This window comes from Pseudomonas sp. NPDC089547 (assembly GCF_050280665.1).
Taxonomy (GTDB): domain Bacteria; phylum Pseudomonadota; class Gammaproteobacteria; order Pseudomonadales; family Pseudomonadaceae; genus Aquipseudomonas.
Genome location: NZ_JBNNVS010000017.1, coordinates 85,401 through 96,766, shown reverse-complemented (window position 1 = coordinate 96,766; position 11,366 = coordinate 85,401). Strand labels below are relative to the sequence as shown.

Sequence of the window (11,366 nt, the reverse complement as noted above, 5' to 3'; positions counted from 1 at the left end):
AGACTTATAAGTCTAGGAAGGATTGCCGATTCTGCGGGGAATCTTGCTTTGCCTGTACCGGCCTCTTCGCGGGCATGCCCGCTCCCACAGGTCAAGCACAGGCCCAAAGCTGGCGCTATCCCTGTGGGAGCGGGCGTGCCCGCGAAGCAGGCGACGCGGTCTTATTCGCCGATCGCAGCCTTGTAGGCAGCAGCATCCAGCAGCTTGTCCAGCTCGGCCTTGTCGCTTGGCTTGAGCTTGAAGATCCACGATTCATAAGGTTCTTCGTTAAGCAGCTCCGGGCTGTCAGCCAGCTCTTCGTTCACCGCGATCACTTCGCCACCAACCGGCGCATAGATGTCCGAAGCGGCCTTGACCGACTCGACCACACCGGCTGCGTCGCCAGCGCCAAACACCTTGCCAACTTCGGCCAGTTCAACGAATACCACGTCACCCAGGGCTTGCTGGGCGTGGTCGCTGATGCCTACGGTCACAGTGCCGTCGGCTTCCAGGCGAGCCCATTCATGGCTTTCGGCAAAACGCAGATCGGCGGGGATATTGCTCATGTCTTGAATTCCTCGATTGGCTCAGCGGTACGCCCGCCGGTTAAAATTTGTTCAGATCAAAATCTTGCCGTGGCGCACGAAGGTCGGTTTGACCACCCGCACCGGGTACCACTTGCCGCGGATTTCCACCTCGGCCCTGTCACCGGTAGCCATGGGTACGCGCGCCAGCGCAATGGACTTGCTCAGCGTAGGAGAGAAACTACCACTGGTGATCTCCCCTTCGCCAATGCCTGATACACGCACCACCTGATGGGCACGCAATACGCCGCGCTCCTCCAGCACCAGGCCGACCAGTTTTTCCTGCACGCCGTTCTCGATTTCCGCCAGCAGGCCGGCGCGGCCGATGAAGTCGCGCTCAGCCGGCTCCCAGGCGATGCTCCAGCCCAGGTTGGACGTCAACGGCGTGTGGGCTTCATCGATATCCTGACCGTACAGGTTCATGCCGGCTTCCAGCCGCAGGGTATCGCGGGCGCCAAGGCCGCTGGGCGCGATGCCCGCGCCAACCAGGTCGTTGAAAAAGGCTACGGCCTGCTCACCCGGGAAGATGATTTCCAGGCCGTCTTCGCCGGTATAGCCCGTGCGGGCAATGAACCAGTCGCCTTCGCTGACGCCCTCGAACGGGCGCAACTCGCGGATCAGCGCAGCGCGTGCGGGGCTGAGCAGGGCCGCAACCTTCTCGCGGGCATGTGGCCCCTGAATGGCAAGGATGGCAAGGTCGGGGCGGGGCTGGAAGCCCACGGCGAAACCGGCCCGCTGCTGCTGTAGCCAGTCAAGCACCTTGGCCCGGGTGGCAGCATTGGTAACCAGGCGGTAGCCGCCTTCTGTGCGGTAGGCCAGCAAGTCGTCGATCACCCCACCCTGCGCGTGCAGCAGCGGGCTGTACAGTGCCTTGCCGACGTCGTCGAGGCGGGCCACGTCGTTGGCCAGCAAGCGCTGTAGCCAAACGCAGGCATCGGTGCCCTCGACGTCGATCACGGTCATGTGGGAAACATCGAAAACGCCGCAGTCGCTGCGCACCTGATGGTGCTCCTCGACCTGCGAGCCATAGTGCAGGGGCATGTCCCAGCCACCGAAATCGACCGTCTTGGCGCCTAGCGCCAGGTGCAAGTCGTACAAAAGCGTGCGCTGTCCCATGGGTTTCTCCTTCCGGGCGTGGCGAAGCGGCGGCGGTCGATGACGTTGCTCGTCAGCTCTTCTTGTTTAACACCCGTCGCGCGAATGCCGCGCATTGTAGCCGCAAGGTGGCAAGCTGGCACCCTCAGTCACTGTGACCGGGCCGACGTGCCGAACGGCGGATCAGGCCGATGACCGGCAGCAACCCCACCAGCACCAGCGTCAACGCTGGCAGCGATGCGCGCGCCCATTCGCCCTCGCTGGTCATCTCGAACACCCGGACCGCCAGGGTGTCCCAGCCGAACGGTCGCATCAGCAAGGTGGCCGGCATTTCCTTGAGCACGTCGACAAACACCAGCAACGCAGCGCTCAGGGCGCCGGGCACCAGCAGCGGCAGATACACCTTGAAAAACAATCTCGCGCCACCGACACCCAGGCTGCGGGAAGCCTCGGGCAGTGACGGGCGGATACGCTCCAGGCAGTTCTCCAACGGCCCATAGGCCACCGCGATGAAGCGCACCAGGTAGGCCAGCAGCAACGCCGAGAGGCTGCCCAGCAGCAGCGGCTTGCCTGCCCCACCCAACCAGCTGGACAGCGGGATGACCAGCTGGTTATCGAGGTAGCTGAAGGCCAGCATGATTGCCACCGCCAGCACCGAGCCTGGCAACGCATAGCCCAGGTTGGCTAGCCCGACACCGGCACGGATCGCGCCGGTCGGCGCCTGGCGCCGGGCAAAGGCCAGCAGCAGCGCCACGCACACGGTGACCAGCGCCGCCATGCCACCCAGGTACAAGGTGTGCAGCACCAGGCCGACATAACGCTCGTCCAGGTCGTGCCGACCGCGTTGCCAGAACCACGCCAGCAACTGCAGCAGCGGGATGACGAAGGCGCAGGCAAACACCAGCAGGCACCAACCGCTGGCCAACAGTGCCTTGACCCCGCGCAGGTGGTATAACGCCTGCCCCCGCGGCCGCTCGTTGCCGCTGCGGCTGGCCCCCCGGGCACGGCGCTCGCCGTACAGCACCAGCATCACCGCCAGCAACAGCAGGCTGGCCAGCTGGGCGGCACTGGACAGGCTGAAGAAGCCGTACCAGGTCTTGTAGATGGCGGTGGTGAACGTGTCGAAGTTGAACACCGCCACCGCGCCGAAGTCGGCCAGGGTTTCCATCAGGGCCAAGGCGATACCGGCACCGATCGCAGGCCGCGCCATGGGCAGGGCCACACGCCAGAATGCTTGCAAGGGTGACAGCCCGAGTACCCGCGCTGCCTCCATCAGGCCCTTGCCCTGGGCCAGGAAGGCCGTGCGCGCCAGCAAGTAGACGTAGGGGTAGAACACCAGCACCAGGACGATGATCACCCCACCGGTGGAGCGCACCCGCGGCAGGCGCATGGGCCCGAACACTTCGCGCAGGGCACTTTGCACCGGGCCGGCGAAGTCCAGCAGGCCGACGAAGACAAACGCCAGTACGTAGGCCGGGATGGCGAACGGCAACATCAGCGCCCAGTCCAGCCAGCGTCGGCCAGGGAACTCGCAGAGGCTGGTGAGCCAGGCGAGACTGACCCCCAGCACGGTGACACCGATGCCGACGCCCACCACCAGGGTCAGGGTATTGCTGAGCAGGCGGCTCATCTGGGTGTCGAGCAGGTGCGACCAGATCTGCGTGTCGATCGACTGCCAGGACAACAGCAACACGCTCAGGGGCAGGAGGACCAGGGCGGCGATCAGGGAGACCGGGAGGTACCAGCGGCGTTGGGGGGTGTGAGGCAAGTTACATTTCCCTTCGATTCAAGCACAGCCATTGGGGCCGCTCTGCGGCCCATCGCGACACAAGGCCGCTCCTACAGGTACTGCATTTTCCTGTAGGAGCGGCCTTGTGTCGCGACCGAGGGCAAAGCCCTCGCAAAGGATAAAAGGTCGAACTCAGTTGTAGCCAGCCCGATCCATCAGGCGGATGGCTTCAGCCTGGCGCTTGCCGGCAATTTCCACTGGAATGGTGTCGGCCTTGAAGCTGCCCCACGCCGCCACTTCCTCCGAAGGTTTCACCCTCGGGTTGGCCGGGAATTCCTGGTTGATGTCGGCGAACAGCTTCTGCGCCTCTTCACCGGTCATCCATTCCACCAGCTTTTTCGCCGCTTCCGGGTGCGGTGCGTGCTTGGTCAGGCCAATGCCCGACAGGTTCACGTGCACGCCACGGTCACCCTGGTTTGGCCAGAAAATCTTCACCGGCAGGTTCGGGTTCTGCTTGTGCAGGCGGCCGTAGTAGTAGGTGTTGACCACGCCCACGTCGCACTGGCCGGCCTCGATGGCCTGGATCACCGCGTTGTCGTCAGAGAACACGTCGGTGGACAGGTTGTTGACCCAGCCTTTGACGATTTGCTCGGTCTTGGCCTCGCCATGGGTTTCGATCAGGGTGGCGGTAAGCGACTGGTTGTACACCTTCTTCGCCGTGCGCAGGCACAGGCGGCCTTCCCACTGTTTGTCGGCCAGGGCTTCGTAGGTGCTCAGCTCTTCGGGTTTGACCCGCTCGGTGGAGTAGATGATGGTGCGCGCGCGCAGGCTCAGGCCGGTCCAGTCATGCGACGAGGCGCGGTACTGCGACGGGATGTTCTGGTCGATGATGTCGGACTTGATCGGCTGCAGGATGCCCATCTGCTCGGCCTGCCAGAGGTTGCCGGCGTCGACGGTCAGCAGCAGGTCGGCCACGCCGTTGTCGCCCTCGGCCTTGATGCGCTGCATCAGCGGGGCTTCCTTGTCGGTGATGAACTTGATCTTGACCCCGGTCTTGGCGGTATAGGCATCGAACACCGGCTTGATCAGCTCGTCGATGCGCGAGGAGTACACCACCACTTCGTCCGCCGCCTGGGCGGTGCCGCCGAACAGGGTCAGGGCCAGGGCGGCCAGTAGGGGCTTGCGTGGCAACATGTGAAGCACTCCTCGGATCGTTTGAGAGGTGCAAATGGTAGTGAATCCCATTTTCTGGCTCATCCTTTGAGCCGTTACCGGATGTTGCAGAGGGTTAACAGCCGTAAGGTTCCTGTGGGAGCGGGCATGCCCGCGAAACAGGCGACGCGGTGTATGGCACCGGCTTTGCCGGTGTTCGCGGGCGTGCCCGCTCCCACAGGATTCCAGTTACCTCAGGCCTTGGCGAGATCCGGAAGGTCCCCGGTCAATCCGAGAGCCTGGCGCACAAACACAGCCTTGGCCTCCGGCATCTGCTCCACCAGTTTCAACCCGCTGTTACGCAACCAGCGCAACGGCAACGGGTTGGCCTGGAACAACCGCTCAAAGCCTTCCATTGCCGCCATCAGCGCCAGGTTGTGCGGCATGCGCCGCCGCTCGTAACGGCTCAACACTTTCGCATCTGCCAGCCGTTCACCACGCTCGCAGGCATTGACCAGCACTTCGGCCAGCACTGCGGCATCGAGGAAGCCCAGGTTCACGCCCTGCCCGGCCAGCGGGTGAATGGTGTGGGCCGCGTCGCCGATCAGCGCCAGACCCTCGTCCACATAGCGCTTGGCGTGGCGCTGGCGCAGCGGCACACACACCCGCGGGTCGGCCTGCAACACATCGCCAAGGCGCCCTTCGAACGCCCGCTCCAGAGCCTTCAGGAAGGCTGCTTCATCAAGCGCCATCAACTGCTCGGCATGCTCCGGGGTAGTCGACCACACAATCGAGCACCAGTCCTGCTGCCCATCGCGGCTCAACGGTAGGAAGGCCAACGGCCCTTCATCGGTGAAGCGCTGCCAGGCCGTGGCCTGGTGCCCGGCGCTGCAACGCACACTGGTGACGATGGCATGGTGAAGGTAATCCCACTCGCGGGTCTCGCAACCGGCCAGGCGGCGCACGGCCGAATTGGCGCCATCGGCCGCGATCACCAGCGGCGCACGCAACTGGCGGCCATCGGCCAGCGTCAGCAGCCATTCATCGCCGGATCGACGCAGCTGCTCCAGCCGGGCATTGGGCAACAGGCCTATGCCACTGTCGTGCAGGCGCTCCAGCAAGCCGTCCTGCACTACCCGGTTCTCGACGATATGGCCGAGCACCTGGGCATGCACGCTGGCCGCCGAGAAGTGAATCTGCCCGGTGCCGCTGCCATCCCACACATGCATGTCGGAGTACGGCGTGGCACGCCGCCGGGCAATACCGTCCCAGGCGCCAAGGCGCTCCAGGATGCGCTGGCTGGCCGCCGACAGCGCGCTGACACGCGGCTCGAACGGGGCCTGGGCATCGAATGGCTTGACCGTGAGCGGCCCGCCATCGAGCAAGAGGATTTGCAGGCCACTGTGGCGCAACGCCAGGGCCAGTGCGCTGCCGACCATACCGGCACCGACAATCAACAGATCTGCGCGCATTTCCATGCCTTACGCCAGCCTCGCTTGCGGCTTGAGCCGCACGTATAGGGTTTTATCGACCCGCGCCACCAGCTCGCCGGCACCGTCGCGGATATCGACCTGCAAACGCGGCAGGCACTTCTTGCCGGTGGCGGTCTGCTGGCGGATGTCGTCCAGCAGCGCGTCATCGACGTGGAATTCGGCATACACCGGGCCTTTGCCCGGCGAAATGAAATCGATGCTGGCAGCCTTGTCCCAGACGATGTAGTCGCGGCCCAGCTGCTCGATCAGCAGCAACATGTAGAACGGGTCAACCATCGAATACAGGCTGCCACCGAACTGCGTACCAACATAGTTGCGGTTCCAGCGGGTCAGCTTCATCGCCACCTTGATGCTGCGCAGGTCCGGGCTGATGGACTGCACGCGGATGCCAGCGCCCAGGTACGGCGGGTAGAGGTTCAGTATCCAGCGCAACATGCGCGCACGGCGTGCCAGTTTACGCGGGTTGCTCATGCCTGGCCCCGCATGTCGGGACGGGTACCCAGGCCCATGGCCTGGCGAGCGAACCAGCTTTTGGCCGGCGGCAGCAGGTCGAGCCCGAGCAGGCCGATATTGCGCCCGACCGCCAGCAACGGCTGGTTGCTGCCGAACACCCGCGTGACCTGGTCGGAAAAACCGATGGTCATGGCCTGGTCCAGGCGCTGGCGCTGGTGATAGGCCTGCAACGTGGTCAGGTCACCGGGCTGCTGCGGGCCAGCCAGCAGCGCATCGGCCAGCGACTGCACATCGCGCAGCGACAGGTTGAAGCCCTGGCCGGCAATGGGGTGCAGGCTATGTGCGGCATTGCCCAGTACGACCAGGTGCGGCCGCACCTGCTCCTGGGCCTCGATCAGCGAAAGCGGGTACAGGTGCCGTGCGCCGACCTGGCGCAACGCGCCCAGGCGATAGCCAAACACGCCCTGCAGCTCATGCAGGAAGCTGCGCTCGTCGATGTCGGCCAGGCGCCGCGCATCCATGCCCTGGCGGGTCCACACCAGTGCACAGCGGTTATCCGGTAGCGGAAGCAGGGCCATGGGGCCTTCTTCGGTGAAACGCTCGAACGCCTGGCCGCCGTGGGCCTCACCTGGGGTGATGTTGGCGATCAACGCGCTCTGCTGGTAAGGCGTGTGACGCACGTGAATGCCCAGTTGCTCGCGCAGGCCGGAGCGGCCGCCATCGGCCAGTACCGCCAGGTCGCACTCCAGCTGGGTATCGTCGTTCAGGCGCAGGCGGTAACCACCTTCGATCGCCTGCATCGAGGTCACTTCTGCCGGGCAGCGCCAGCTCACTACCTCACTGTCCAGCCCTTGCCACAAGCATTGGCCCAACCAGGCGTTTTCCACCACGTAGCCCAACGCAGGCACACCCTCTTCCAGGGCATCCAGGCGGGTGGCGCCAAAGCGGCCACGGTCGGACACATGAATTTGCCGGATCGGTTCGGCGCGGCGACCGATGGCCTGCCACAGGCCCAACTGCTGATAGATCTGCTGGGTGCCGAACGACAACGCCGAAGAGCGCGCATCGTAGCTGGGCTGGAAGCTGTCGCCAGGGGCGAACGGCTCGATCAGCAGGATCTTCCAGCCACGCGCCTTGGCCCCGGCCTGCAGGGCCAACGCCAGGCTGGCACCCACCAGGCCACCGCCGATGATCGCCAGGTTTACCCGGTTCATGCCGCATCCTTGCGGGCGGCCTGCATCAGCGCCTCGATCTCGGCGACCGTGCGCGGCACGCCTGAAGTCAGGATTTCACAACCTTGCCGGGTCACCACCACGTCGTCCTCGATCCTTACACCAATGCCGCGCCACTTTTTGGCCACAGCCTGATTGTCGGCACCAATGTAGATGCCCGGTTCGACGGTCAGCGCCATGCCGGGCTCCAGCACCCGCCACTCGCCGCCCACCTTGTACTCGCCCACATCGTGTACATCCATGCCCAGCCAGTGCCCGGCACGGTGCATGTAGAAGGCGCGATAGGCCTCGCTGTCGATCAGCGCCTGCACCTCGCCGGTGAGCAGGCCCAGTTCCACCAGGCCTTCGGTAATCACCTTCACGGTCGCCTCATGGGCATGATTCCAGTGCTTGCCCGGGGCGATTTCGGCAAAGGCCGCTGCCTGGGCCTTGAGCACCAACTCGTAGATGGCCTTCTGCTCTGGCGAAAAGCGCCCGCTGACCGGGAAGGTGCGAGTGATGTCGCTGGCGTAGCAGTCGATTTCGCAGCCGGCGTCGATCAGCACCAGGTCGCCATCCTTGAGCGGGGCGTCGTTCTGCTGATAGTGCAGGATGCAGCCATTGCGCCCGGCCGCGACGATCGAACCATAAGCCGGCATCTTCGCGCCGCCCTTGCGGAACTCGTAGTCCAGCTCGGCTTCCAGGCTGTATTCGTGCAGCCCGGCGCGGCAGGCCTGCATGGCCCGCACATGGGCCCGCGCCGAAATGTCCGCAGCCGCGCGCATCACTTTCACTTCTGCTGCCGATTTATACAGGCGCATGTCGTGCAGCAGGTGATCCAGCGCAACGAACTCGTTCGGCGGCTGGGCGCCCAAACGGGCCTTGGAGCGGATCACGTTGATCCAGTCCATCAGCCGACGGTCGAACTCGGCATTGCTGCCCATGGCGCTATACACCCGCTCGCGGCCTTCGATCAGGCCCGGCAGGATCTCGTCGATATCGGTGATGGGGAAGGCATCGTCGGCGCCGAAGTCGCGCACCGCGCCTTCCTGGCCTGCGCGCAGGCCGTCCCACAGCTCGCGCTCGGGATTGCGTTCGCGGCAGAACAGCACGTACTCGCCATGCTCGCGCCCGGGGATCAGGGCGATTACCGCCTCGGGCTCCGGGAAGCCGCTGAGGTACTGGAAGTCGCTGTCCTGGCGGTATACGTGCTCGACGTCGCGGTTGCGGATGGCAACCGCGGCGGCGGGCAGGATGGCGATGCTGTTGGGGACCATCTGCGCCATCAGCGCCTTGCGCCGACGGGCATACTCGCCCTTGGGAATGTGGCTCATGGGCAGACTACCCCCGGTTGATCAGTGCAGCGATGGCTTGGGCGCGGGTGCGGCCGGCTTGGCCAGCTCGGAGAACAGCAACAGAGGCGCCACGCGCAGGTATTCCATGACTTCCATGTAGTCGCTCTCGCCGTCTTCGGATTCTTCGAGCGCTTCCTGCACCTGGGAAATGGCCACCAGGTCTTGCAGCACCTCCTTGGCCTCGTCGGACAAGTCCTTGCCGCCGGCATTCAGGCCGAAACCGGTGATGAAACCTTGGCACCACTGGCCCAGCGCGGTGGCGCGATCGCTCAGGGCGGCGTCATCGGTGGGCAGCAGCAGGACAATGGCCATGTCGTCGCTGGTGAGCTCGCCCTTGACCATTTCCTGCAGGCCGACCAGGGCGTTGCGTACGGTGTCACCGGGCTCGGTTTCCAGCAGCTGGGCGGCATCGGCCAGCCAGCCGTCGGCGTCAAAGCCGGCGCCGGCGCAGCTGCGGCCGATCAGCAGGCCGTGCAGTTCGGCCGGGGTGACAGGGTGGCCATTGCTCGAAAGCAGCATGGCGAAGGCAATGTAAGGCGATTGGGTATTGGGCATGGGCAGCTAGGCGCCAGACGGCGCAATGACTAGAATGGAGGCCTTGTATCCTAGCACCGGCAGGCGCGCCAAGACCATCGGCACTGGCCGTCGGCACCCAGGGAGAGGCATCATCGCCAGGTGACTCAACGACGGAGCGAATCGAGTGCAACCTACGCAAGAGAACGACCTGCAGGCACTGATGAGCCGATTCGAGTTGCTGATCGAACGCGTCGAGCAACTAAAACGGCAAAATGCACTCCTAGTAGCTCAGGAAAAATCCTGGCGCGAAGAGCGCGCCCACCTCATCGAAAAGAACGAGATCGCCAAGCGCAAAGTCGAGTCGATGATTTTACGCCTCAAGGCTCTGGAGCAAGACTCATGAGTTCAAGCAATAGCGTCACCGTGCAGATCCTCGACAAGGAATACTCGATCATCTGCCCGCCGGAAGAGCGCAACAACCTGGTCAGCGCTGCGCGCTACCTGGACGGCAAGATGCGCGAGATCCGCAGCAGCGGCAAGGTGATCGGCGCCGACCGCATCGCAGTGATGGCGGCATTGAACATTACCCACGAAATGCTGCACCGCCAGGAAGACCGCGCCGATGCCCCGGTCAGCGGCACCAACCGCGAACAGGTACGCGACCTGCTGGATCGCGTGGACAAGGCTTTGTCCGACGACACGGATACCAAAATCGGCTGAGATTGGTATACTGGCGCCACTCCCTGGTGGATGCGCCAGTCGGTTATGTCCCTGAGCCGATACGCACAACCACGGGGGTTGCACGCTGGGGCCGGTGTGCATGTCCGCCCGACGGAAAGCCTTAACGCCCCCTGCAATCTCCACCTTGAACTTTCGGGTTCAAGGGCTACACCGACAGCGGTCTGATCGGGGAGCCTGAATTCTCTTGCCCGCCTGTTCCGGCGGGCAATTCGTTTTGGCCAACCGCCTTGAAGTTGGCCAGCACTCCTGGGATCGCCCGTGCCATGACCGACACCGCGCCGCTCACCCGCCCCCAGCTTCGTCGCCTGCTTCGCAATGCCCGCCGCGCCCTCAGCCCTGCCCAGCAACGCCAGGCAGCCCTTGGCCTGTACCGCCAGCTGGCGCAGAACCCGCTGTTCCGCCGCGCCCGGCACATTGCCCTGTATTTACCCAACGACGGTGAAATCGACCCTTGTCTGCTGATGCGCGAAGCCCAACGCCGCGGCAAGCGCACCTACCTGCCCGTGCTGCACGCCTGGCCGCGCACGCGCATGGTGTTCCAGCGTTCCGAACAGGGTGAAAAGCTCAAGCCCAACCGCTTTCGCATTCCCGAGCCGGTCACCGACCGCAAGCGCCAACGGCCAGTCTGGGCGCTGGATCTTATCCTGCTGCCGCTGGTCGGTTTTGATGAAGTGGGCGGGCGCTTGGGTATGGGCGGCGGTTTCTATGATCGCAGCCTGGCCTACCAGGGGCGTCGCAAAACCTGGAAGAAGCCTTTACTGATGGGGCTGGCCCATGAATGCCAGAAGGTCGAACGGCTGGCACAGGCCAGTTGGGATGTACCTCTGCAGGGGACGGTCTCGGACCGTGGCTGGTACCTGGCGCCGCGTTGAGCAGCACCAGAGGGGGCATCAACGTTGCGGCTGGCTGGCGTCGGCCGGCATCTGATAGGCGTTGTCCAGCTTGCGCTCCCAGAACCCCTGCGCATAACCGGTAGTGACCACACCCAGGCCAAAAATGAACACCAGGATCCACAGCAGATCCGGTTTTTTACGTTGATACATGGAAGATTGCCCCCC

General features: G+C 64.3%; 13 protein-coding genes and 1 other RNA gene. 4 read left to right on the top strand and 10 right to left on the bottom strand.

The window, feature by feature from the left end:
* Positions 1-161: 161 nt before the first annotated feature.
* The 9 genes from gcvH to ACQKPZ_RS14265 form a co-directional block, all read right to left on the bottom strand.
* Positions 162-545: a glycine cleavage system protein GcvH gene (gene gcvH / locus ACQKPZ_RS14305; RefSeq protein ID WP_427539065.1), complete on the bottom strand. Its 384-nt coding sequence runs from the start codon at positions 543-545 to the stop codon at positions 162-164.
* Positions 546-596: 51 nt separating this feature from the next.
* Entirely contained in the window at positions 597-1,679 is a 1,083-nt protein-coding gene (gene gcvT, locus ACQKPZ_RS14300) for a glycine cleavage system aminomethyltransferase GcvT (RefSeq protein ID WP_427539062.1), read from the bottom strand.
* A gap of 124 nt (positions 1,680-1,803) precedes the next feature.
* A complete protein-coding gene (locus ACQKPZ_RS14295) occupies positions 1,804-3,426 on the bottom strand; it encodes an ABC transporter permease (RefSeq protein ID WP_427539059.1) in 1,623 nt (540 codons plus the stop codon).
* A 153-nt stretch (positions 3,427-3,579) separates the two neighbouring features.
* Positions 3,580-4,581 carry an extracellular solute-binding protein gene (locus ACQKPZ_RS14290; protein ID WP_427539056.1) on the bottom strand — a complete coding sequence of 334 codons (1,002 nt, stop codon included), beginning with the start codon at positions 4,579-4,581 and terminating at the stop codon, positions 3,580-3,582.
* Between the two features lie 212 nt (positions 4,582-4,793).
* Positions 4,794-6,011, bottom strand: a complete 1,218-nt coding sequence (locus ACQKPZ_RS14285) for a 2-octaprenyl-3-methyl-6-methoxy-1,4-benzoquinol hydroxylase (protein WP_427539053.1) — start codon at positions 6,009-6,011, stop codon at positions 4,794-4,796.
* Between the two features lie 9 nt (positions 6,012-6,020).
* Positions 6,021-6,503, bottom strand: a complete 483-nt coding sequence (locus ACQKPZ_RS14280) for a DUF4442 domain-containing protein (protein WP_427539051.1) — start codon at positions 6,501-6,503, stop codon at positions 6,021-6,023.
* Positions 6,500-7,699 carry a 2-octaprenyl-6-methoxyphenyl hydroxylase gene (gene ubiH, locus ACQKPZ_RS14275; RefSeq protein WP_427539048.1) on the bottom strand — a complete coding sequence of 400 codons (1,200 nt, stop codon included), beginning with the start codon at positions 7,697-7,699 and terminating at the stop codon, positions 6,500-6,502. Before ubiH ends, ACQKPZ_RS14280 begins: the two co-directional genes overlap by 4 nt.
* A complete protein-coding gene (gene pepP, locus ACQKPZ_RS14270) occupies positions 7,696-9,030 on the bottom strand; it encodes a Xaa-Pro aminopeptidase (RefSeq protein ID WP_403194979.1) in 1,335 nt (444 codons plus the stop codon). Before pepP ends, ubiH begins: the two co-directional genes overlap by 4 nt.
* Before the next feature lie 21 nt (positions 9,031-9,051).
* Entirely contained in the window at positions 9,052-9,606 is a 555-nt protein-coding gene (locus ACQKPZ_RS14265) for a YecA family protein (RefSeq protein ID WP_427539045.1), read from the bottom strand.
* A 181-nt stretch (positions 9,607-9,787) separates the two neighbouring features.
* Here ACQKPZ_RS14265 and ACQKPZ_RS14260 point away from each other — a divergent pair, with 181 nt between their 5' ends.
* The 4 genes from ACQKPZ_RS14260 (at position 9,788) to ACQKPZ_RS14245 (ending at position 11,180) form a co-directional block, all read left to right on the top strand.
* Positions 9,788-9,970 (top strand): TIGR02449 family protein, encoded by a 183-nt coding sequence (locus ACQKPZ_RS14260; RefSeq protein ID WP_029886233.1) that lies wholly within the window; start codon positions 9,788-9,790, stop codon positions 9,968-9,970.
* Entirely contained in the window at positions 9,967-10,287 is a 321-nt protein-coding gene (locus ACQKPZ_RS14255) for a cell division protein ZapA (RefSeq protein WP_284353039.1), read from the top strand. Before ACQKPZ_RS14260 ends, ACQKPZ_RS14255 begins: the two co-directional genes overlap by 4 nt.
* Before the next feature lie 17 nt (positions 10,288-10,304).
* Positions 10,305-10,484: non-coding RNA, 6S RNA (gene ssrS / locus ACQKPZ_RS14250), on the top strand.
* An 87-nt stretch (positions 10,485-10,571) separates the two neighbouring features.
* Positions 10,572-11,180: a 5-formyltetrahydrofolate cyclo-ligase gene (locus ACQKPZ_RS14245; protein WP_427539042.1), complete on the top strand. Its 609-nt coding sequence runs from the start codon at positions 10,572-10,574 to the stop codon at positions 11,178-11,180.
* A gap of 18 nt (positions 11,181-11,198) precedes the next feature.
* Here ACQKPZ_RS14245 and ACQKPZ_RS14240 read toward each other — a convergent pair whose 3' ends face one another.
* Positions 11,199-11,351: a hypothetical protein gene (locus ACQKPZ_RS14240; RefSeq protein WP_391130617.1), complete on the bottom strand. Its 153-nt coding sequence runs from the start codon at positions 11,349-11,351 to the stop codon at positions 11,199-11,201.
* Between the last annotated feature and the right edge of the window lie 15 nt (positions 11,352-11,366).

Bases quoted from the DNA above. Each gene is read 5' to 3' on its own strand.
- ACQKPZ_RS14255 (WP_284353039.1), top strand. From the start codon at position 9,967: ATGAGTTCAAGCAATAGCGTCACCGTGCAGATCCTCGACAAGGAATAC.
- gcvH (WP_427539065.1), bottom strand. From the start codon at position 545: ATGAGCAATATCCCCGCCGATCTGCGTTTTGCCGAAAGCCATGAATGG.
- ubiH (WP_427539048.1), bottom strand. From the start codon at position 7,699: ATGAACCGGGTAAACCTGGCGATCATCGGCGGTGGCCTGGTGGGTGCC.
- ACQKPZ_RS14245 (WP_427539042.1), top strand. From the start codon at position 10,572: ATGACCGACACCGCGCCGCTCACCCGCCCCCAGCTTCGTCGCCTGCTT.
- ACQKPZ_RS14265 (WP_427539045.1), bottom strand. From the start codon at position 9,606: ATGCCCAATACCCAATCGCCTTACATTGCCTTCGCCATGCTGCTTTCG.
- ACQKPZ_RS14280 (WP_427539051.1), bottom strand. From the start codon at position 6,503: ATGAGCAACCCGCGTAAACTGGCACGCCGTGCGCGCATGTTGCGCTGG.
- ACQKPZ_RS14240 (WP_391130617.1), bottom strand. From the start codon at position 11,351: ATGTATCAACGTAAAAAACCGGATCTGCTGTGGATCCTGGTGTTCATT.
- ACQKPZ_RS14260 (WP_029886233.1), top strand. From the start codon at position 9,788: ATGAGCCGATTCGAGTTGCTGATCGAACGCGTCGAGCAACTAAAACGG.
- pepP (WP_403194979.1), bottom strand. From the start codon at position 9,030: ATGAGCCACATTCCCAAGGGCGAGTATGCCCGTCGGCGCAAGGCGCTG.
- ACQKPZ_RS14290 (WP_427539056.1), bottom strand. From the start codon at position 4,581: ATGTTGCCACGCAAGCCCCTACTGGCCGCCCTGGCCCTGACCCTGTTC.
- gcvT (WP_427539062.1), bottom strand. From the start codon at position 1,679: ATGGGACAGCGCACGCTTTTGTACGACTTGCACCTGGCGCTAGGCGCC.
- ACQKPZ_RS14285 (WP_427539053.1), bottom strand. From the start codon at position 6,011: ATGCGCGCAGATCTGTTGATTGTCGGTGCCGGTATGGTCGGCAGCGCA.